The organism is Roseimaritima multifibrata, from assembly GCF_007741495.1.
Taxonomy (GTDB): Bacteria; Planctomycetota; Planctomycetia; order Pirellulales; family Pirellulaceae; genus Roseimaritima; species Roseimaritima multifibrata.
In genome coordinates this window covers 613688-635819 of sequence record NZ_CP036262.1, presented here as the reverse complement: position 1 = coordinate 635819, position 22132 = coordinate 613688, and the positions used below count along the sequence as shown (strand labels likewise).

Here is a 22132-nt window from a genome sequence, read left to right as displayed (position 1 = left end):
ACTTATTTATCGCACGTCGCGGCGCGAAAGGCGACAATCGGCTACTTCTTTTTGGTCGCTTCTTTGCCTCGCGGTGCCCAGCCGGCGATTTGGCCTTTTCCGACCAAACTGAGGCGTGACTCGCCTTCTAATTTTACGTCCCCGTTTGCCAACCGTACGAAGGCGGCAATTTGGTCTCCGCTGGGATGCTTTTCGTCCCAGCGAATCGCGACATGAATTCCGTCCTGAACCGAACTTCGTCGCATCGCAGCGATCTCTTCGGCTGAGAATTCCCAGCGACCAATCTGAGTTGTTTGATCGTCTCCTTCGGCTTCACTATCCAGCAAGACGACCGACAGATCGGCATCGATATCCATGTCACTCAAATCAAGGACTTTGCCATCGTCATCGACAAACTGAATCACCAAATAAACGCCATCCACTTCGGGATCACTATCAAAGTTGTGGCCTCCGGAGAAAACAGGATTGATCGATAGGGCAACGGGTTCGGGCAATTCCGGTGGATTCAGACTCGGCAATGGAATCTGGCCCATGGGAGGCTCGGGTGGTGCGTCAGGACCTGGCGGCGGAATCGGTTCGCCCAAATCAACATCAGGAAAATCAAGCGAATCCAAACTAGGTGGCTCAAGACCGGATGACGGGCCAGGCATCTCTTCATCCCGTCGACCCGGCGTTTCGATACGGCGGTCGTTAATCTCATCGCGATCGGTTTGATCGGGCAGCCCACCCGGAGGTGTCAATAAAGTCGCCCCAAGATCTTCAGCCGATTCATCGGATTTAGAAGATTTTTTACCAGATTTTGGTAAGACGTCGGCGATCCCCCAGTCGGTCTGAGGATCTGCAGAGGAGTGTTGCTTCGACGAATGGGAAGATTTTGCTTCGCTGCGCGACAATCGATTCCGCAGAACTTTGTTCTCATAGTCCGCTTCGTACAACTGATCCTCCAGCACGCGAATCTCGCTCGCCATCTGATCTTCATACAGATCGCGATGTGGATCGCTGCGACAACCGGCCAACAATACTGTGATTAGTATTGCGGTCCAGCAGGCAGGGCGGTGAAGGGAAGGGTTGTACCAGTCAAGCATCGCTAAGTTGCTATCAAACGTTAGCCAATGGAAACACGTCGGAGCGCGTCGTTGGATTCTCTCGATAGCAGCGCAGCGGACCGGAGGTCAAGACAGACCCCACCTCACCCCCGCAGGCAGCACAATCGTTACATCTCAGCAGAACCGGGACATACGGCAAAACGAGATGCACCGTTATTAACTTTTCGACTCCGTTTTTCGGCTCACTCTGCCGATTCCATTGTTGTCGGTGAGAAAGTGCAGTCACTTCCTCGTCGTTCTTTTGATGATCGGATCGTTGGGTCTTCTAGTGGGGACTTTGAAGGCTCAGCATCTATTGATTCTCGCGAATCAGATAAAACCGAAACGGTGGGAAGGTAACTTGTTTGGTACCAACCCACCGTTTTTTTATGCGCTGTGAGTATTTTCGAAGCCGAGTTATGCCGATTAGAACGATTAGAATGCCTGTTGTGCACTTTCGCGCTAAGCAAAGACGGCATATCCGCCCAATGGCACGATATGCTATAGACAGGTTTGCCCACAGCTGACCAAATGCTAGCAGTGTAAGGATGTCAGAAACGATGAGCACGGAAGCCCCTTCGGTAAGTACCGAAACGACGAATTTGCGACTTTATCGTGAACCAACGTCCGACATCGCAACGCCAGCAATGCGAGTTGTCCTCTGGAGCTCGTTCATCGCATTGATGCTGGTTCCCGTGGTCACTCTGGTCGACCTACCAATCGCCCGCTGGTTTGCCAGTGACCCACTGGCGACCGAAGTCGGGAAAGCGGTCCAGTTAAGCGAAGTCTATTCGCATGGGATCGGTGTCCTGTTCACTGTGGTTGCCATCCTCACGATCGCTCCCCAACACCGCTGGTGCATGCCACGCTTAATCACGATGGCTTTGGGGGCAAGTGCGATCGCGACGGTCGTCAAAATGTTTGTCCTCCGGCCGCGTCCCAGCCAAATCAATTTAAACTTAGCCTCCAATGATGCGGCCTGGCTGTGGTCCTTCGACTGGACGCTTGACCATGTTGCCGCATTCGATGCGGGGACTCGAGCCTTTCCCAGTGGGGATGTGGCAACCGCCATCGCACTGACGTTAGCTCTTTCGATGTTGATTCCCCGAGGCCGATATCTGTTTGTCACTTTTGCCATAATGACAATGATGCAGCGGATGCAATCGGGGGCTCACTTCTTCAGCGATGTGATCGGAGGCATGGGCCTTGGATTGTTCTGGTGCTATATCTGCCTCCACCCAAGACTTTTGGGAGCCCTCTTTCAGCACATGGAACCGACCCAGCGCCGACGCAAGAAGACAACCGAAGAACCGATCCAGCAAGCGGCTTGATCCAGGTTCAGCATTTTTAGCAACCAGTGTCGCCTTTCGCTCGGGACATGAAAACGGCAAGTGACTTATCGCCGGTCTGTCGACGCTTTGGCGAGCGTAGCAACGTGCCTGCCATAACGGCCGTCGCCAGACGGTAGCCCCCACTCGAAAACCGTCACTGATTTCTGGACGGTCCCTTAGTGCTTGGATATTTCATCCATTACATTAAGCTCCTACCGCAAAAAACATTTCGCAACCGTGATGGAAATTGGAACGATATTGATGAGTAGTCTAGAAGGGAAAAAAGTCGCGATTACAGGCGGTGGTTCTGGAATCGGCGCCGGGATTGCTACCGCCCTAGCCGCAGCGGGTTGCCACGTCCTGATCGGTGGCCGTCGCCAACCGACATTGGAATCGGCAGCGAGCCAAATGTCTGGAAAAGTTCTAACCCATGTGCTGGACGTAGCTGACCGCCAAAGCGTCGAAACCTTCTTTCAGTTCGCCGAAAAGGAATTGGGAGAAATCGACATCCTGGTCAATAGTGCTGGCATCAACATTGCCAACCGGCGAATGGACGCGATGGAACCGGACGACTGGGACAAAGTCCTGCAGGTGAACGCCAGCGGAGCCTACTACTGCATCCACCAAGTCCTTCCCGCAATGCGTCGCCGCAAAGATGGTTTGGTGATTAACATTTCCTCGATCGCCGGCAAACGAGCGATCTCTTTAGGTGGTGTTGTCTACTGTGCCTCGAAATTTGCCATGACGGCACTCGGGACAGCGATTAGCAACGAAGTCCGCAACGAAGGCGTTCGCATCACCAACGTCTATCCTGGTGAAGTGAACACTCCGATCTTGGACAACCGTCCGGTCAAAGTCACCCAGGAACACAAAGATTCGATCCTTCAGCCGGAAGACATCGCAGCCCTTGTCACTGCGATCTGTCACTTGCCGCCACGAGCTCATGTTCCTGAAATCGTCATCAAGCCAACAACCCAGGAATGGGTTTAGGTATCGATGAGTAATCTTGAAGATTCCGACCTCCCTGACGACGACACCCCTTCTGAAGAGGAGCCTGAAGAAGAGTGGGAGGAAGTTTCGCTTGAGGAACTGGGGGCGGTCTACGCCAAGGTATTAGCCGAAGCGGACGGGAATGAAGCGGAACCAACCGACGAAGAAGCCGCGAATCGCGACGACACGGGGGATCCGCCACTCGAACCGCCCGTGGAGGAAGAAGAAGTATCAACCGGTCCGGTAACTATCGAAGGGATTATCGAAGCGGCCCTGTTTGTTGGACACCCCGACAATCAACGTCTGACCGCTAAGCAGTTGGCAGGAATGATCCGCGATGTTTCTCCGAAAGAAGTCGAACAAACAATTGATGACTTGAACACCTCCTACGCCGAAGCAGGTCAAGCGATTCGGATCCTTCGCGAAGAAGGCGGATTTCAAATGCTCTTGGCACCGGAACTGGAAACGGTGCGAAGGGCATTCTATGGCAAAGTCCGGGACGCCCACCTCTCCCAAGGAGCTGTCGAAGTTCTGGCACTGGTCGCGTACCAGCCGGGCGTCGATGCACAAACCGTTCAAGACCAACGGGGCAAAGAGAGTGGCCCTCTATTAAATCAGCTGGTCCGTCGTCGAATGCTGCGAGTCGAGCGGAACAAACCGGCCGGAGGCGGGCGAACGGTATCGACCTATTTCCCAACCGATCGATTCCTCCAGTTCTTTCATCTCAGCAGCCTGGAAGATCTGCCGCACGTCGAAGAAGAAGGGATCATCAGCCCGCCAACCGATTCGTAGCGATCGCGAAATGGCACCTGCTAGTTTCCGTCAGGCTCTTACGGCAGCCTGCGCTCCCGGTGCGCCGACGCAGTCAATTCGATATCAAAATTAGAAATGTCGCCTTTCTCCGCTTTCGATTAGATCAACAAGCCGGTAAGCGAGGGATTGCAGACCGTTGTCCCGGTCCCTTGCTTACGCAGCGGGTTGGGATTTTCGGATGCATTGCCGCACAGCAGCATCCCCACTCGGAAACCGTCACCTACGAATTGCACGTCCCAAGCGAAGGACGACAATTTTTCTCCGCTTCCGCTTAAAACGCCGGCCCGATGCGGAAGGGACAGCGGCGATCGCAAAAATATCGCCCAAAACCCCACCGCGGTCGGATCTCCGTCTAAAATCATATCTTCCCACCATGCGAAAGAGGCTCCGAACAAGAGAGTCTCCATCCCTCTGACACGATTCCCACCAAGCCTTGCCACACCGCAGCGAATCATCATGATTTTTCAATCACGACATCTTGTCGTCCTATTCCTTGCCCTCATCGCCGCTCCACTCTCTGCCGCGAATTCCTTCACTTCGGTCCCCGTTTTTCAAAACGGAGCCGACGGGTACAAAGTTTTTCGAATTCCCGCGATCATTCAGACGGCCAACGGCGACCTGCTTGCTTTCTGCGAAGCGCGCACAGGAGGGGACGCCAGCGAAATCGACCTGGTTTCGAAACGCTCGACCGACCAAGGCCAAACATGGCAAGCATTGGAAGTCGTCCAAGATCATTCTGATTTCGTCAGCCTCTTCGAAGGGACGCCCCCGCCAATTACGATCGGCAATCCAGCCCCGGTCGTTGACCTGCTAGACCCCCAGCATCCCGGTCGATTATGGCTGCCATTCACCCTCGAAAACGATCGCGTTTTCATTACCTACAGCGATGATCATGGCAAGACCTGGGCTCCGCGTCGAGAACTGACAACGGATGTCAAACGGGATTCGTGGGGCTGGTATGCCACAGGACCGGTACATTCCATTCAAATTCAAAACGGGAAACACAAAGGCCACTTGGTCATCCCGTCCAATCATCGCATTGGAGACAAGGGAGCCGACCGTGGCCCCGAAGGATCGCAACTGCTGCTCAGCGATGACCATGGAAAAACCTGGCGGCTCGGAGCCGTCGACGATACTTACGAGGACGACCTGCGAGCCAATGAAACAACCGTCGTCGAACTAAGCGACGGCCGTCTATACATCAACACTCGTGACCAACAAGGCAAATCTTCGGGCACGCGTGGTGCTGCCTACAGCAGCGATGGCGGAGAGTCCTACGAACCGGCGACCAACAAAGATTACAAGTGGTTCTCTCCACTATCCGCTCCGTTTGATCCTCCAGTCGTCCAATGTTCATTGCTACGGGCGGCGTCTGCCGACAATTCCGCAGCGACTTCGGTAATCCTATTTTCCGGTCCCGACGAAAACGGGCCCTCCGGAAAAGGACGCAGCGACCTTCGGATCCGTTTCTCAACCGATGACACGAAAACATGGCAGGACGGGCCGCTACTGCACACAGGCCCAGCCGCATACAGCGACATGGTCGAACTTAAACCAGGACATATCGGCGTCCTATTTGAAGCGGGTGACAAAGGAAGCAAGAGTGCAAACCGAATCGACTTCCTAACCTTCCAACTTCAAGACTTAGGTCTTACCTCGAAATAAGCGAATCCCTCGCCCCTCAGCGGATTGACGAAAGCAAGCCTTCCGATCAACCGATTGAAAACCCTCCGAAATTGGCGGCACAGCTTGCACTGCTCCGCTACGAAAACCACCCACCTCCAATGGTTTCAACATGATCATCAAACACCTTGCGTTTGCCTTCCTTGTTTTTTGTATTGGGCTTCCTGCTTACTCACAAAGTGTGATTGACGCCAGCAAATATGACTCGCTGCAGGCAGCCGCCGATGCGATCCCGAGTGAAGGAGGTCTGTTGCAAATCCCCGCGGGGAAATTTGAGATCTCTCAGCCTCTGCGTATTAAGACAGGTGACACGCGGATCGTTGGCGTCGGCACAGCATCTCATATCGTTAATACAAACACCGAGGGACAACCTGCAATCTTGATTGAAAATCCTGCCTTTGCAGGGAAGAAGACACCGACCAAGGACCGGCTTTGGCGCGTCAATGTCGCAAACCTCCGCGTGACCGGAAATGAAAAGAGCGGAGCAGGAATCGAAGCCAACTACATCGAAGAGATTTTCATTCAAGGTGTTACCTCCAGCTACCACGGTGGCGACGGCGTGAACCTTCACTTCTGTTACGAAGACCCACGCGTCAGCAACAACCTGTTTACGTACAACAAAGCGTCCGGGCTGCGCATCAATGGCTGCCACGACATCATCGTCTCCGCAAACCAGTTCGAAGAAAATCAGGACGGCGTCACCTGTTTGGATGGATACAACCTGACGATGAGCGGCAACAATCTGGATGACCATTTAGGAAATGGGGTTGTCATCGAAAACACCTACGGCAGCGTGATTGCATCCAACATGATCGAAGAATGCCAAGGCTGGGCGATCATCCTGGATCGCGACTGCTACGGCACGACGATGTCGGCCAACGTGATCGCCCACGATTTCGCCGGCGGGATTGATTTACGCGATGCCCATGGTTGTGCAATTTCGGCCAACACCTTCACCATCGTGAAGAACGCAGCGATCGCGGTCCGCGAGTCGTCCGGCAGCATCACGATCAGTGCCAACAACTTTAGCGACACCTGGATCGGAAAAGACAAAGATGGCAAACAGGCTCAGAAACGTTATGAGAAACCAACCAAGCTTGAGAACAATCCCAACGAAGCGACCGGCATCCTCCTGCAAGATTGCGAAGCGGTCGTTATTTCTGGAAACCTCTTTTCTCGCCTAGTCACCGAAGCGGTCCGCCAAGAAGGGGATTGCCAGAAGATTTTGATCAATAGCAACGGCGATCACTCCAAAAAGGATTCAAAGTAAAGACTCAAATGAAGGCGAACAGACGATAGCCAACTGAAAACCAACCATCCTGGCATCGCTGCAGACAGGCCGCAGCGAGCCAACCTATCGCCTTCGCTTAGAACCCAGCACAGCCTATTTCACATAAACCAAGCGGCAGGCCCTGTCGCTTGATGCCAACAACCGCACTCCTGAGGTACAGCAATCGTGGATCCCCAAGAATCAAACGATATCCATCGTCGCCGGGTTTTGAAAGACGTTGCTTCCGTTTCGTTAGCTGGCGCCGTGGGTGCATTCGGAAGGCCCACTCAAGCGGCTGAAAAATCAGCAAACGGGCCGATCAAAGCACCGGATCGCAATCCCTTGATCGCGGATGAAAACGCCAAACCAGGAGCCCGCGATTGGCAATTAACGCGAGTGCGTCTAGATAAAACACGCGGTCTGCGGAGCCCGCCGATCGAAGGCTACTGCTCGAAACAAAGTGTGCTGGCGGGTGAATCGATCGACTTTCACGTTTCCACCACTCCAGCAAGTCGCTTCAAGATCGAAATCTTCCGAACCGGCTATTACGCTGGGCGAGGTGCTCGACTGATGACAACGCTAGGGCCATTTGATGGGCACACGCAACCTTTACCGGATGTCGGCGAAAAGCGAATCCGAATTTGCGACTGGGATCCTGCCACCTCCTTCACCATCCCGGACGACTGGCCTAGTGGAGTCTACCTCGGTCGCTTGACAACCGAATCGGACACATCCGGTTTTGGCTATTGGCAAAACTACGTTGTATTTATCGTTCGGGACGAACGCCCGGCCGACATCCTTCTGCAATGCTCGGACAACACTTGGCAAGCCTACAACCAATGGCCCGACGGCTACTCGGTCTATACACACCCTCAGGGAAACCAAGGCCCATGGGCCGATGTCAGCTTCGACCGACCGTACGGCAAATACCCACAGATTTTTGAAAACCCGCAAACATTCGGCTCAGGCGAATGGCTTTGTTTCGAATTCCCGCTTGCCTACTGGCTGGAAAAACATGGTTACGATGTCAGCTATTGCTCCAACAGCGACATGTTGACACCCGACCGTGCCCTAAAGTGCAAAGCCTTCATCAGTAATGGGCACGACGAATACTGGGACATCCGCCAGTACGAGAGTGTTGTCAAATTGCGTGATGCAGGCGTCAACCTGTTATTCCTATCGGGGAATTCGGTTTGCTGGGTTAGCCCGTTCCGCAGCAGTGAATCCGGAGCCCCGAATCGAATTATTTTTCGAGGGGGTCCCTACGGTGGAGAACACCGCTGGGCGAAATTACGGGAACAAGAGCACGGGCCGTTCCCCCATCGTGGACCGGATGAGGGCTACTTGATGGGCGTGAGAAACGTCGAACCGGTTAACGGTGGAGGCGATTGGGTTTGCACCAATCCGCAACACTGGATCTTTGACGGAACCGGGATGAAAGAAGGAGAGGCGATTCCGGGGCTGATCGGTTGGGAATACCACGGCGATCCTCCGGAAGATATTCCAGGACTTGAAATTGTCGCACAGGGGACGGCTTTGCAAAGCGGAGTCAATCCACAGAAATGGGCGTCGACAATTTACCCTGGACCGAAAGGGAACTTCGTCTTTAACGCGTCGACCATCTGGTGGTGCCAGGACCTGGCCAGTCCTCCGGGTCATTGGCTTCCGTGGTCGCACTGGTCGCGTCCCCACGGACCTGACGAACGTGTTCAGCAAATCACCCACAACTTGTTGAAGCGAGCGCTTTCGTAAACACGATTCGCACTGCAACGTCCTGTTACATCTTTTTCAGTGATTGAACCGCACATGTCAAAAAATTACAAACCGGCGACTACCGGCGTGAACTTGAAAACGTGGATCCGTCCGCTCCTCTCGCTTGTCGCCATCCTATTTTTGACTTCGGGCCTGTCCGCCCAACAAACCGTTGAAGCGGACGATAAAACCGAAGTCGTCCGCGTGCTCACAATTGGAAACAGTTTTGCCAACAACGCGTGTCTTTATCTAAAACCGATCGCTGAAAGCGCAAACGTTCGGATCGAAATTGGGACGGCAAATCTAGGCGGTTGCACGCTGGAACGGCACGCCCGTCTGGCCGCTCAATCGGACCTAGATCCATCCGTCAAACCTTACAGGGATGGCAGAGAAAAGAAGAGTTTACAGGAATATTTGCGTTCCCAAAAATGGGATTTTGTGACGCTTCAACAGATGAGTGCATTAAGTTTCCAACCAGAATCGTATCACCCATACCTTGAACAACTGGTCGGCCACATTAAGGAGAATGCTCCTGAAACTGCGATGCTGATGCACCAGACCTGGGCCTATCGCTCTGATTCCCGCCTGCTGAAGAGCAAGAAAATGGATCAGCAAGCAATGTATGAGGGGCTTCAGGCTGCCTACGCGGATGCTTCCCGTCAGATTTCGGCACCGATCATTCCGGTTGGAATCGCTTTCCAACTTGCACGTAACGCGCCCGGTCACGAAGTCTTAGTCGTGGATCCCGATTTCGATTACAAAAATCCGGTTGCCGGTTCCTTGCCAAAACAGACGAATTCCTTGACTACCGGCTGGTACTGGCGTGACGTCAATGGCAAGCCAAAACTGCAGCTTGATACCAATCATGCAAACAAAAAGGGATGTTTCTTGGGGGGGCTTGTTTGGTACGAAGTCCTGACGGGAAAGGACGCCCGCCAAACAACCTATTTGCCCGAAGGGTTTGATCCCGCAGAGGGGACCTTCTTTCGAGAAATCGCCCATCAAGCGGTACAGGGCAGAGCGGATCAATAGCTCGCTTTAACATTCAGACTGAGGTCTTCCTCTTACTTGTCTTCGTCCTTGCTTGCACACCGGGGACGAAACGACTGCAGCACTCACTCTTGATCGGAAACCAACACGATGACCAATGCTCCTAATCGCCGCAATTTCCTTGCCACAGCGGCCGCGGTATCTTCGTTGACCGTCCCCTACTTCGTTTCATCCAAAGCCTTGGGGGCCGCTGACAACGTCGCACCATCGGAAAAGATCACACTTGGGGTCATCGGTATTGGGCCTCGATGCACCTACGACATGAAGTCCATCTTGCAGTTAAAGGACGTGCAGTGCATTGCCATTTCCGATGTCCAAAAATCTCGCCGCGACGCAGGCAAGAAACTGGTCGACGACGCCAACGGGAACACCGACTGCGAACTGTATCAAGACTTCCGCAAGATGTTAGCTCGCGATGACATGGATGCCGTCATCATCGCGACCGGCGACCGCTGGCATGCCGCAGCATCCATCCTGGCCGCTCAGGCTGGCAAGGATGTATATAGCGAGAAACCTTGCGGCATCACAATTGGCGATTGCCAAAACATCTCCAAGGTTTTTGACAAGACGGGACGAATCTTTCAAGCCGGCACACAACGGCGAAGCGTTCCCAATTTCCAAAAAGCCGTGGAACTAGCTCAGACCGGACGACTTGGCAAAATCCAATCCCTCGATGCAACCGTCTATATCCCGTCGCTTCGAAACGAATGGCTGCCCGGACAACCCACGCCCGACCGCGAGGTCTGCGACTGGAACATGTGGCTGGGACCAGCGCCATGGCGACCCTACAATCAAAAATACGTCCAAGGTGGATGGCGAGACCAATTCGATTTCGACAGTGGCGCGCGACTGTTGGACTGGGGCGCTCATACCGTCGACCTCTGCCAGTGGGCAAACCAAGCGGACGACACCTTGCCAATCACTTACCACCCTACCGACAAGAATATCACCTGCACCTATGAAAACGGTGTCAAGTTGATGATTGATTTCCTACCCGACCCCTTTGGAGACCGCGGCCCACGCTGGCTGACGCGACTGGGCACTTGCCCGGTTCGTTTCAATGGCGAGGAAGGATCGATAGAAACCGGGGACGAAGGCGAAATCGTGGCAAGTTCCCAAACGTTGACAAGCGAACTGGCGCAAACCAAACGTGTTCGAGGACTGGATGTGTCGGCACACGCTCGGAATTTCTTTGACTGCGTCAAAAGCCGCAAACCAACGGTTTGCAATCCGACCGTCATGCGCCGGTCGCACATCGCCTGCCATGCGGCGGCCCTCGCTTGGATGCTAAAACGTCCGCTGACGATCGATCCACAAACGGAAGAATTCGTGAACGATGATGAAGCCAACCGGTTGCGATATCGCCAGCCTCGCGATTGGGCTTAGGCAACCGTTTCTACCGTCGCCAGACGGTGGGCCCCACGCTCTGGCGAGAGTGGCGGACGACGACAGTAATTCCTTTGTACTAACGAATGCTACCATGCGACCTACAATTTCTCGACTGCTGTGCAGCCTAGTTGCTACGCTGTTGTTCAGCTCGGCGGCTCTTGCTGAAAAGAAATTAACCGTCTCTTCTGCGTCCGCGAAATCTCTGACGAACAGTCTTGCCGAACTTCGCGATTTACGGGAAGCGGGAGACACGTCGCCGATAAAGATCGTGCTGCCTGCCGGAACCTATCAACTGGAAACGCCCCTGCGGTTGGATGATTCGATCGTGGGTGAAGGGCTAACCCTGCAAGCAGAATCACCTCACAAGACCATCCTATCGGGTGCCGTCAACTTAAAAGGTACCGCATCCGAAACGGGATCTTCTTGGCGATACGATCTACCGATCGATTACAAGGGCCTTCCGCCTCGTGTCATCCTCGTTAACGGAACCTTACAGACCGCGGCCCGACATCCGAATGTGGGGTATTCACGTATCGTTGCTTCGGTTCCCGATCGCCGTAGCGGTTTCCAATTCACCCCGGCCGATCTACCCGCGGATGTCTCACCGGAAACGGGTGTCTGCGATCTGGTATTTCTGCATGACTGGTCTTCCAGTCGGTTGCCCATCCGTTCAATTAATCATCAGACCGATGTGCTGGAAACACTCGGGCCCATCGGATGTTCAGCGCCTCATTACGCGATCGACCATTTTGAAAAACAGCCTCGGTACTGGCTGGAAGGGCACCGTTCCTTTGCGGACTTGCCCGGCGAGTGGTACATCGATCGGGAAAAGAACCAATTGATTCTTCTGGGCGACACGACAAAACCCGCCCCCAGTGTCCAGCTGCCAGTTACCGAGCAACTAATTGTTGCCCAAGCCACAGGTGACAACACGATCAAAAACCTGCTTCTACAGGGCTTGGTCTTTACAGGCACCCCGTTCCCCATGCCGGCCGGCGGTCTTTCCGGCGCGCAGGCAACGATGCACGAACCGCGATCTGCCGATGGTTCGCGATCCACCCCGCATCGCCCAATGCTTTCGGCCGCCGTTCAGATCGATCAAGGGCAGAATTGCCGAGTCGAAAATTGTCGCTTCAATGGCATTGGAAATACCGCATTGTGGCTGGGAAGTCGCTCGAACCATTGCGTCATTGCTCACTCCAAATTTAGTGACATCGGTGGCAACGCGATTAACTTGGGCGAGGACAACGCGCGGCATGTGAAAGGCAAACCATGGTACCGCTCGGCTCCGCAACAGGTTCCCGTTGGCAACCAGGTAACCGACTGCGAAATCCGCAACTGTGGTCAAGTTCTATTCGGCAGTGTCGCGATCTGGGCGGCTCTTCACGAAAAACTGCAAATCGCCCAGAACCTGATTGAGGACTGCCCCTACACAGGCATCTCGCTGGGCTGGATCTGGAATGACAGTCCGTCACCGGCCAAGGACAATCAGATTCATCACAACCAAATCCGCCGCGTCATGCAAGTACTAAGTGACGGAGGAGGCATCTACACGCTAGGCAACCAGCCCAACAGTCGGTTGGAATCCAATACCATTTCCGATGTTCCACTTAATGCGGGACGAGCGGAATCCAATGGGATGTTCTTGGACGAAGGCTCCACCGGTTTTACGATCACTGACAATCAGTTCAGGCGGATCGCGAAAAGCCCGCTGCGGTTCCATAAAGCAGGGAACAATCAAGCCGTTGCAAATCGCTGGGAACTGGAAACCGATCGGACACCAAACGTCCGATACAACGCCACTCCGCAGGAGAACATCACCCTGCGTGACAACCAAGTCTTAGCCCACCAGCCGCGGACTTACTTAATCGGTAATTCCTTAACCTGGGACACACGTCCCTCAAACCTAGACCACTATGTCAATTGGCACGTCGATTGTGGCAAAAGTTTGCAGTTTATCCACGACCGTCCAGCAGCACCCTGCGTTGGCTCATCACGACTTTGGCCGACCGCATTAACCCAGCTGCACTACAACTACTTGGTGGTCCAGCCGCACTATGGAACCACGCTCGAGCAAGATCAACAGGTCATTGAACAATGGATGGACATGCAACCCCGTGCCATTGTGGTCATCCACACCGGGTGGGCGTTCAGCGAGAAAGCGACCGCAGAATTCGCTTCAAAAGATCATGAAAAAATGATCCACAACGCGGCCTATTTTGAAGCCCTGATCGAAAGCCTAAAAACTCGCCACCCCGAGCGTGAATTTCGCCAAACCTATGCAACGCAGGCCCTGCACCAAATCGCCACCGATATCAAGGCAGGGGAGGCTCCCATTGAAAACCTTTCGGACCTGTACCGCGATGCGATTCACATGACGATTGGTGAAGGCCGTTACCTAATGCACAATCTAATGCGTCGTGCGGTCGACCAGCCAACGACTTCTGCAGGATTTAAAATCGCGGACCAGAACCCTGAATTGAAAGCCTACTTAGACGGCGTCATCCGCGATGTCGTCCCCGCGAAGCAGTAGTGTCTCCCCAAAAACCGTTTATTTTCTGGGCGAGGTCTTGCCGTCCTCCTAATGTGAAACGTCTCCCAATCAGTTTCACATTTCGAGGATTTAAACACTATGAAACGCTTTATTTTCGCTCTCTGTCTGGCCGCTCTTGCTCTGACCGCAATTCCCAAAGCACAGGCGGATCACCATGACCACAAAGACATTGTCGACACGGCGGTAGCGGCAAAATTCAATACCCTTGTCGCTGCTGTCAAAGCAGGCGGGTTGGTGGAAGCTCTCAAGGGTGATGGACCGTTTACCGTATTTGCGCCAACGGACGAAGCGTTCGCAGCACTGCCCGCCGGAACCGTTGAAAGCCTGCTAGAACCCGCCAACAAAGCCAAGCTGCAGGCAATTCTCAAGTACCATGTCGTATCCGGAAAAGTGACCGCGAAACAAGTGGTCAAATTAGACAAAGCACCAACGCTTGAGGGCAATGACGTAAAGATCTCGGTCGTCGATGGAGCGGTCATGATCAACAATGCCAAGGTCGCAAAAGCGGACGTGATGTGCAGCAATGGCGTCATCCACGTCATCGACAAAGTTTTGCTTCCTCCCGCAAGTAAGGAATAGAGCAGCCAGAATCACGACTGTCTTGCCCGCCTCATGTCAGCATGCCTGACATGAGGCGTTTTTTTTGGGTGGGGGTAAAGACCGTTCTGCCCCTACGAAAGAGGTGCCCGCAAACGATACAGAAGCGGATAACTTGGTTGTTGGGCTGCAGAAGACTATGATGGACCGTTCCCCCTCCGTCTTCAGTCCCGTCCTTACTAAACAAGTCGAACACTGGCATGATTTGCCTCTCTCGTGTCCGACCATTGTCTACCCTGCTGATGGTTGCGACGATCTACTGCTTTGGTGTCGCCTTCTCACATGCGGCCGACGATTCGCCCCAGGCTGCCGTCAGTTTCAACCATGACATCCGGCCCATCCTGTCGGCCAACTGCTTCACCTGCCATGGTCCTGACGAAGCGCATCGCGAGGCCGACTTGCGTCTGGATACGCAAGACGGGATGTTTGCCGACCGCGACGAGGGAGCGTTGATCGCACCGGGCAAACCGGGCCAAAGCCTGTTGTTAACGCGTGTCCGCTCTCATGATGCGGATGAAGTCATGCCCCCCAGCGACAACGGCGAACGCCTGACAGACGACCAGATCGAATTGCTGCGGCGCTGGATCGCCGAAGGGGCTTCGTGGGGGGACCACTGGGCATTTGTGCGGCCGCAGAAACCTGCCTTGCCCGACGTTTCGTCTCCCCAGTGGTGCAACAACCCCATCGACCGCTTTGTGATGGCGAGGCTGGATCAAGGTCATCTGGTTCCCAACTCGCCAACGCAGCGTAGCGATTTACTTCGTCGACTGACCCTCGATTTAACCGGTGTGCTGCCAACGTTGACCGAAGTCGACGCGTTTGTTTCCGACACCTCCGCCAATGCCTACGAAACAGTAGTCGACCGATTACTGAATTCACCACGCTTTGGCGAACACCGTGCGCGTTACTGGATGGATTATGCCCGATACGGCGACACGCAAGGGTTACACGTCGACAACTACCAGAGCCGCTGGCCCTACCGTGATTACGTCATCAACGCGTTCAACGACGACATGCCTTATGACCAGTTCACTCGCGAGCAATTGGCAGGTGATTTATTGCCGCCCCGGCGGATCAATCAGCTGGTGGCAACCGGACTGATCCGATGTGGCATCGCGACCGGCGAAGGAGGTACGATTATCGAGGAATTAAAAACCAACCTCAGCCGCGAACGAGCCGAAATGTTTGGCGCCGTCTACCTGGGAATGACCACCGGCTGTGCCGCCTGCCACGACCACAAGTACGACCCGATTAGCCAACAGGACTTTTATGCGTTGACGGCATTTTTCAACAATCTGACCGAAAAGGCCTCCTGCGACGACCGCGCGGACTGGCCGCCAAATGTAACGGTTCCGAAAACGGAAAACGCAGCGGCATACGACAACGTGTTAGCCCAAAAAGCCGACGTACTACGGCAATTGGAACAACGTCGCAACCGCGCCGACGAATTACTGAAAGCATGGCTACAGGGCGGAAACCGCCCGATCGCAGTAGCCGAAGACGGCTTGCAACTACACCTTCGATTAGACGAAAATCTTCAAACCGGCGAGAAGCAAAAGAAGGTGTTGCACAACACAGCCCCCGACGCTGTAGCGTCAGAATTCACCGCCACCGGCCCCGCCCCTCAATGGGGTGAAGAGACCTGTTTATGGCCGAGCTTTCGCCTGGAAACCAACACCAAAGTCAACCTTGGACAGGCCGCTGACTTCGATAAAGATCAACCCTTCTCCTGCGGCGGTTGGATCAAGCCGCGTAACGTGCCCGGCGGCAAATCATGGAACACCAAAGCCGGTGCACTAATCGCGAAAATGGATATCGACAATGGCTATCGTGGTTGGAACCTTTATTACTCCGGCGGGCCGCTGCACGTCCAACTGATTCATCAATGGCCCGACGATCTGATCTCGCTGGAGACCGTAGGAACAACCGAATACCGCAGTCCCTTCCGACTGCCCGAAGGTTCTTATGAAGGGACCGAACCGGACGTCACGCTGCCTCGCGGCGGTTGGTCCCATGTCTGCTTTACCTACGATGGATCCGGCAAGGCTGCAGGCGTCAAAATCTACGTCAATGGCCTGCTGCAAAAAGTAAAAGTTGTGGGGGATGCTTTAACCGGCTCCATCCGCACTCCGGCCCCGCTGTGGCTGGGCCGCCGGCACGACGGCGATCCGATGCAGGCGACCGCGTATCAAGACATGCGAATCTATGAACGTGAACTATCAGCAGCCGAAGTCGCCCGCCTGCCACGAGAAGATTACGCCGCGGAAATCGTCGCCAACAAGGAACCTGAAACGTGGACGATCGATGAGCGAAAAGTAATCGAAGACCATTTCTTTGCAACGGTAGATTCCGAATCGATCGCTTTGAACGAGCAACTGCCCGCGTTGGATGCGGAACTGGTACGGCTATCGGCTGGCGGTGCGATTTCATTGGTCTGTCGCGAAAAAACCGGGCTGGCATACGCCGATGTGCTCACCCGCGGCGTCTTCAACGACCGTGCTAAGCGAGTCCTAGCCGACGCGCCAAAATTCTTGCCATCTTTGCCACCGGAAGCACCGCATAATCGCTTGGGGCTGGCCGAGTGGGTCGTGTCGCCTGAAAACCCGCTGACCGCCAGAGTTACAGTGAATCGAATCTGGCAGGAATTATTCGGCATCGGGTTAGTAGCCACCAGCGACGATTTTGGCACCGTGGGCGAACCACCCTCCCACCCCGATTTATTAGATTGGCTGGCGGTCGAATTTGTCGACAGCGGTTGGCGAATCAAGCGACTGTACAAGACGATCGTGATGTCGGCCACCTATCGACAGTCTCCTAAAGCATCCGCTGAAATGGCGGCACTCGATCCGGACAACCGTCTGCTCGCGCGCGGACCACGCTTCCGAATGGATGGCGAAATGCTGCGTGACTGTGCCTTGCAGGCGAGCGGATTGCTGGTGGAAAAGCTAGGCGGTCCCAGCGTCAAACCGTATCAACCTGAAGGCGTGTGGGAGACGGGCAGTTACGGAGGCAGCAACACACGCATTTACAAACAAGACCACGGTGATGATTTATATCGCCGGAGCCTATACACGTTCACCAAACGCATGGCGCCGATGCCCAATCTGGAAGCGTTTGATGCAACCGATCGATCGGCTACCTGCGTGCGGCGACAACGCACCAACACTCCGCTGGCCGCGTTGGTTCTGATGAACGATCCGCAATACCTAGAAGCGGCCCGCCACCTCGGTGAACGCACGATACGAGAGGGCGGCGAGACAACGGCAGAGCGGATTGACTTCCTCGGCCGAATCCTACTTTCACGCGGCTTCTCCAACACGGACAAACAGACGCTGCGATCCGCCTACGATCGCTTCACCGCCAGCCTTTCCCAAACCCCAAACGATGCTGTCGCGTTAACTTCGATCGGCGAATCTTCGGCCCGAGAAATTCCCGATCTACCAAGCTTAACAACCGGCAAACCTTCGCGAAGCTCCGATTTCCAAGCCCCTCATCACCCTTCGCGGGCTAACGATGGTATTCGCAACGATACCGACAGCTATTGGTCGATGGATTCAAGAAGTGGAAAACCCGTTTGGTGGGAGGTCGACCTGGAAACGCCGACCGAGGTCGGAAGTGTGGTGGTAGTCGGTTACTTTGGTGATTCACGCCACTACGGTTTCACGGTCGAAACTTCACTGGACGGCAAGCAGTGGGACCTGGTCGCCGACCATCGCGACAATAAGCAGCCATCGACTCCACAGGGAATCGACTGTCAATTCGAACCGCGGGAGGTGCGATACATCCGCGTCAACCAAACGTACAACTCGGCCAATCCCGGACGGCATTTAGTAGAAGTGATGGCATTTCCCAAGGCCGCTCCGGTAACCGCGCAAGATGGGATCGCAGCGACGGAGTTGGCGGTTTGGATGATGATGGCATCGACGGTGATGAACAGTGATGCGGCGATCAACAAGTAACCAGGAAATTCGATGAATCATCCCCAATGCTCTGACAACCATGGTTACGGCCCGTCCCCTTGCGACTTGCCAATCCCCTTGGAACTGAAGCAAGAGTGGAAAAAACTGGAAACGCGGCGTCACTTCCTCGGACGGGGCAGCAACGCGCTCGGTTGGGCGGCGATGGCTTCGTTGCTGGCGGGTGGCTTGTCCGGCGAACAACGGGCAACCGCGGCAGCCACCAGCGGCCAAGGTGGCATCCTGGATGGCCCACACTTCAAACCGACTGCCAAACGCGTCATCTATTTGTTCATGTCCGGCGGTCCCCCGCAGATGGACATGTGGGACTACAAACCCAATCTAGCCAAATGGTTCGACAAAGATCTACCGGAATCGATTCGTGGTACGGCCATGCCAACGGGCATGACGGCTGGGCAAACCCGATTCCCTGTCGCTCCGTCGAAATGGGGTTTTAAACAACACGGTCAATGCGGACGTTGGGTCAGCGACCTGCTACCTGCGACAGCTAAATCAGTCGACGACATCGCCGTGATCCGTTCGATGCACACCGATGCGATCAACCACGAACCAGCGATCCTGCTGATGAATACCGGCAACATGATCCCGGGTAAACCATCGTTGGGCGCTTGGATGTCATACGGATTGGGGAGCACCAACGAGAACCTCCCAGCCTTTGTGGTGCTCAATTCAAAGTTCACCGTCGGCAACCCTCAACCGATTAATTCACGACTGTGGGGCAGCGGTTTTCTCTCTTCGCGACACGCTGGCGTACTGCTGCGATCGGCCAAAGATCCGGTGCTCTACCTGCAAGACCCGAAAGGCATGGACCGCAACGTTCGCCGCACAATGCTGGACGCCGTCGCGAGCTTAAACCAACAAACTTTCGATGAATTGGGCGACCCAGAAACCCAGTCGCGGATCAGCCAATACGAAATGGCTGCTAGGATGCAAACCAGCGTCCCGGAACTAACCGATTTTTCGGATGAACCCCAAAGCACCTGGGACCTGTATGGCGAAACCGCTAAACAGCCTGGCAGCTTTGCCTTCAACTGCTTGATGGCCCGCCGACTTGCCGAACGTGGCGTACCATTTACTCAGGTCTACAAACGAGGCTGGGACGTTCACGGGAATGTCGTCGGTGATTTGCCCAAACTGTGTGCGGAAACCGACGCCGCAACGCACGCGTTGGTCGCCGACCTAAAACAGCGAGGCCTGCTGGATGACACCCTAGTGATCTGGGGCGGTGAATTCGGCCGGACCATCTATTCCCAAGGCGGCCTGTCCCGCGACAATTACGGCCGCGATCACCATGCCAAGTGCTTTAGCCTATGGATGGCCGGCGGCGGAATCCGCGGGGGAATCTCACGGGGCGCCACCGACGATTTCTCATTCTCGATCACCGAGGATCCGGTTCACATTCGCGATCTAAACGCGACCATATTGCACTGCTTGGGTATCGACCACCAGCGGCTAACGTTTAAAATGCAAGGACTGGAACAAAAGTTAACCGGAGTTGAAAAAGCCCACGTCGTGCGGGAACTGCTGCGTTGATTTAGCCAGAGCACCGGAAAGAAATAATGGCCAAGTCTGAACAAAGTCGTCAGAAGAAACTCGCTAAAAAGCGTAGTAAAGAAATCGCAAAACGAAAACAGTTAGCGGCTGAGAAAAATGCATTGAACTCTATTGGAGGACAAATCGCAGCGGCTTCCCGGGGGAAATTTCATCAATGTTATATCTATGAGACCCTCTTAGAGAAGGACGGTACCGGAATTGGGGCTGTGATCGCTGGTCGACTGCTACCCGATGGAAACATCCTATTCGCTTGCTTCCTAGTCGATCAATTTTGCTTGGGTGTGAAAGATGCATTTGCGCGGGCGGTAACTCCACGCCAGTTTTCAGATCATATCAGCGGGTTGAGTGAACGTTCGGATCTTCGCCGGTGCGACCCCGCATTCGCAAAGAAGTATGTTGTCGATTCCGTTCTGTGGGCAGAACAATTTGGGCTCGTGCCCCATCAGGACTATACGACCGTCAGTAAAATCTGGGCGGATGTCGACCAGACGCAATGCGACCGCGAATTCAGTTTCGGCAAAGATGGCGAACCCTGTTTCATCCCCGGGCCCAACGATAGCCCAGATATGATTCGGCGTACAATGGAAGCCTTGGCTACCAACCTGGGGGACGGAAAGAACAACAAGATGCTGGGCGGAAAACTGAACGCCGGTTTGATAGAAACACTCCCACCTGATTTGGATACTTGAAACGATCGCAGACGGCTCCGACCAACGGAGCACCAATTGCAATCCCAAATTGTCGAATAGTCATCACGCTGTTCGTCCGTCCCGAACGTCTTTGAGCGAGTCTATTGACCTGGTTCCGTTTGACGCCCTGATACTTTTCCTACCTCGGTGATTGCTTGAGTACTCCCATGTTGCGAATTCTGCTTTGCGGTTCCCTTTTATTAGCCTGCGCCACCATGTCCCCTGGGCAGGCTCCTGACCAACCGATTTCACGACTGTTGTTCGGATCTTGTATCCAACAGGATCGCCCGATGCCGATCCTGAACACGATGCTGTCAGCCAAGCCACAGCTGCTGTTACTTTTGGGAGACAACATCTATGCGGATACATCCGACATCGACGTAATGCGTGCCAAATACAAGCAACTGGGTGCCAAACAGGAATTCATCGCGTTGCGGTCGGCCTGTCCGATACTGGCCACCTGGGACGATCACGACTACGGCTTGAACGATGGCGGCGCAGATTTCCCCCTCCGTGACAAGGCTCAAGAAGCGTTCTTAGATTTCTGGGACGAGCCAACCGATTCGCCCCGGCGTAGGCAAGCGGGAGTGTACGATGCCAAAATCTTTGGGCCCGAGGGAAAACGGCTGCAAGTGATCATGCTGGACACCCGGTACTTTCGCTCGCCGCTTAAAAAGGGGCCTCGAAGAGTCGGTGGCCCCTACACGGCGGACGATGATCCCCAAAAAACGATGCTGGGCGACGCGCAGTGGAAATGGCTTGAAAAGCAATTGCGAATGCCTGCCGAAATTCGCGTGATCGGTTCCAGCATTCAATTTGTTCCCTCCGCAGCCGGCCAAGAAGCGTGGGCAAATTTGCCGCGTGAACGCCAACGGCTAATCGATTTGATTCGTGAAACCCGCGCTGGCGGTGTGGTTATTTTAAGTGGGGATCGACATTGGTCCGAAGTTTCGGTGACGGAGGAACAAACGGCCTATCCTCTGCTGGACATTACCTCCAGCAGTCTTAACCAAATCCATCCCCGTGGCACGCCTACCGAAAATCAATTCCGTTCGATCAATACCACTTACCACAAAGCCAACTTTGGCGTTTTGTCGATTGACTGGGATTCCTCCGATCCAACAATAAATTTCGAAATCCGAGACACAGACAACCAACCGCAGATCCAAGGCTCGTATCGCTTGAGTAAGCTCCAACCCAAATAAGCACTCAGCCGCCAATCGCACCGGTAACAACTGATCACCGAAATTTGGCAAGAAAATGGGGGCAAGAAAATAAAAGACCGGATGCCATGGTGAGTGCGTGAATCCTGATCTGCAAAAGCTACCAGCATCCGTATTTTCTTGCCCCCATTCTTTTGCCCGTTAGCGTTGCCGCGAATCAAACGGCCAGCTGAAT

At 54.4% G+C, this 22132-nt stretch carries 16 protein-coding genes; 14 read left to right on the top strand and 2 right to left on the bottom strand.

The window, feature by feature from the left end; all coding sequences use genetic code 11:
- Positions 1-41: 41 nt before the first annotated feature.
- Positions 42-1085, bottom strand: a complete 1044-nt coding sequence (locus FF011L_RS02440; protein WP_145349952.1) for a hypothetical protein — start codon at positions 1083-1085, stop codon at positions 42-44.
- A gap of 560 nt (positions 1086-1645) precedes the next feature.
- Here FF011L_RS02440 and FF011L_RS02435 point away from each other — a divergent pair.
- From FF011L_RS02435 to FF011L_RS02425, 3 genes are all read left to right on the top strand, one after another.
- Entirely contained in the window at positions 1646-2416 is a 771-nt protein-coding gene (locus FF011L_RS02435) for a phosphatase PAP2 family protein (RefSeq protein ID WP_218932970.1), read from the top strand.
- A gap of 261 nt (positions 2417-2677) precedes the next feature.
- Positions 2678-3406 (top strand): SDR family oxidoreductase, encoded by a 729-nt coding sequence (locus FF011L_RS02430; RefSeq protein ID WP_145349948.1) that lies wholly within the window; start codon positions 2678-2680, stop codon positions 3404-3406.
- 6 nt (positions 3407-3412) lie between these two features.
- A complete protein-coding gene (locus tag FF011L_RS02425; protein WP_145349946.1) occupies positions 3413-4198 on the top strand; it encodes an SMC-Scp complex subunit ScpB in 786 nt (261 codons plus the stop codon).
- A 119-nt stretch (positions 4199-4317) separates the two neighbouring features.
- On the opposite strand, the gene FF011L_RS02420 is transcribed toward FF011L_RS02425, so the two are convergent.
- Positions 4318-4677 (bottom strand): hypothetical protein, encoded by a 360-nt coding sequence (locus FF011L_RS02420; RefSeq protein WP_145349944.1) that lies wholly within the window; start codon positions 4675-4677, stop codon positions 4318-4320.
- On the opposite strand from FF011L_RS02420, the gene FF011L_RS02415 reads away from it, so the two are divergent.
- From FF011L_RS02415 to FF011L_RS02365, 11 genes are all read left to right on the top strand, one after another.
- Positions 4676-5884: a sialidase family protein gene (locus FF011L_RS02415; RefSeq protein ID WP_145349942.1), complete on the top strand. Its 1209-nt coding sequence runs from the start codon at positions 4676-4678 to the stop codon at positions 5882-5884. The two genes, FF011L_RS02420 and FF011L_RS02415, sit on opposite strands and share 2 nt — an antisense overlap.
- 130 nt (positions 5885-6014) lie before the next feature.
- A complete protein-coding gene (locus tag FF011L_RS02410) occupies positions 6015-7172 on the top strand; it encodes a right-handed parallel beta-helix repeat-containing protein (protein ID WP_145349940.1) in 1158 nt (385 codons plus the stop codon).
- A gap of 186 nt (positions 7173-7358) precedes the next feature.
- Positions 7359-8924 (top strand): N,N-dimethylformamidase beta subunit family domain-containing protein, encoded by a 1566-nt coding sequence (locus tag FF011L_RS02405; protein ID WP_218932968.1) that lies wholly within the window; start codon positions 7359-7361, stop codon positions 8922-8924.
- A 54-nt stretch (positions 8925-8978) separates the two neighbouring features.
- Complete coding sequence (locus FF011L_RS02400) at positions 8979-9956, top strand: DUF4886 domain-containing protein (RefSeq protein WP_145349936.1); 978 nt, start codon at positions 8979-8981, stop codon at positions 9954-9956.
- Positions 9957-10064: 108 nt separating this feature from the next.
- Positions 10065-11360, top strand: a complete 1296-nt coding sequence (locus tag FF011L_RS02395; RefSeq protein WP_145349933.1) for a Gfo/Idh/MocA family protein — start codon at positions 10065-10067, stop codon at positions 11358-11360.
- A 94-nt stretch (positions 11361-11454) separates the two neighbouring features.
- On the top strand, positions 11455-13896 hold the full coding sequence (locus tag FF011L_RS02390; RefSeq protein ID WP_218932967.1) for a right-handed parallel beta-helix repeat-containing protein: 2442 nt from the start codon (positions 11455-11457) through the stop codon (positions 13894-13896).
- 99 nt (positions 13897-13995) lie between these two features.
- Positions 13996-14496, top strand: coding sequence for a fasciclin domain-containing protein (locus tag FF011L_RS02385; RefSeq protein WP_145349928.1), 501 nt, complete (start codon positions 13996-13998; stop codon positions 14494-14496).
- A 245-nt stretch (positions 14497-14741) separates the two neighbouring features.
- Positions 14742-18473, top strand: coding sequence for a DUF1553 domain-containing protein (locus tag FF011L_RS02380; protein ID WP_218932966.1), 3732 nt, complete (start codon positions 14742-14744; stop codon positions 18471-18473).
- Between the two features lie 12 nt (positions 18474-18485).
- Positions 18486-20024 (top strand): DUF1501 domain-containing protein, encoded by a 1539-nt coding sequence (locus FF011L_RS02375; protein ID WP_145349924.1) that lies wholly within the window; start codon positions 18486-18488, stop codon positions 20022-20024.
- Positions 20025-20050: 26 nt separating this feature from the next.
- On the top strand, positions 20051-20734 hold the full coding sequence (locus tag FF011L_RS02370; protein ID WP_145349922.1) for a hypothetical protein: 684 nt from the start codon (positions 20051-20053) through the stop codon (positions 20732-20734).
- A gap of 167 nt (positions 20735-20901) precedes the next feature.
- Positions 20902-21939 carry an alkaline phosphatase D family protein gene (locus FF011L_RS02365; protein WP_145349920.1) on the top strand — a complete coding sequence of 346 codons (1038 nt, stop codon included), beginning with the start codon at positions 20902-20904 and terminating at the stop codon, positions 21937-21939.
- Positions 21940-22132: the final 193 nt, after the last annotated feature.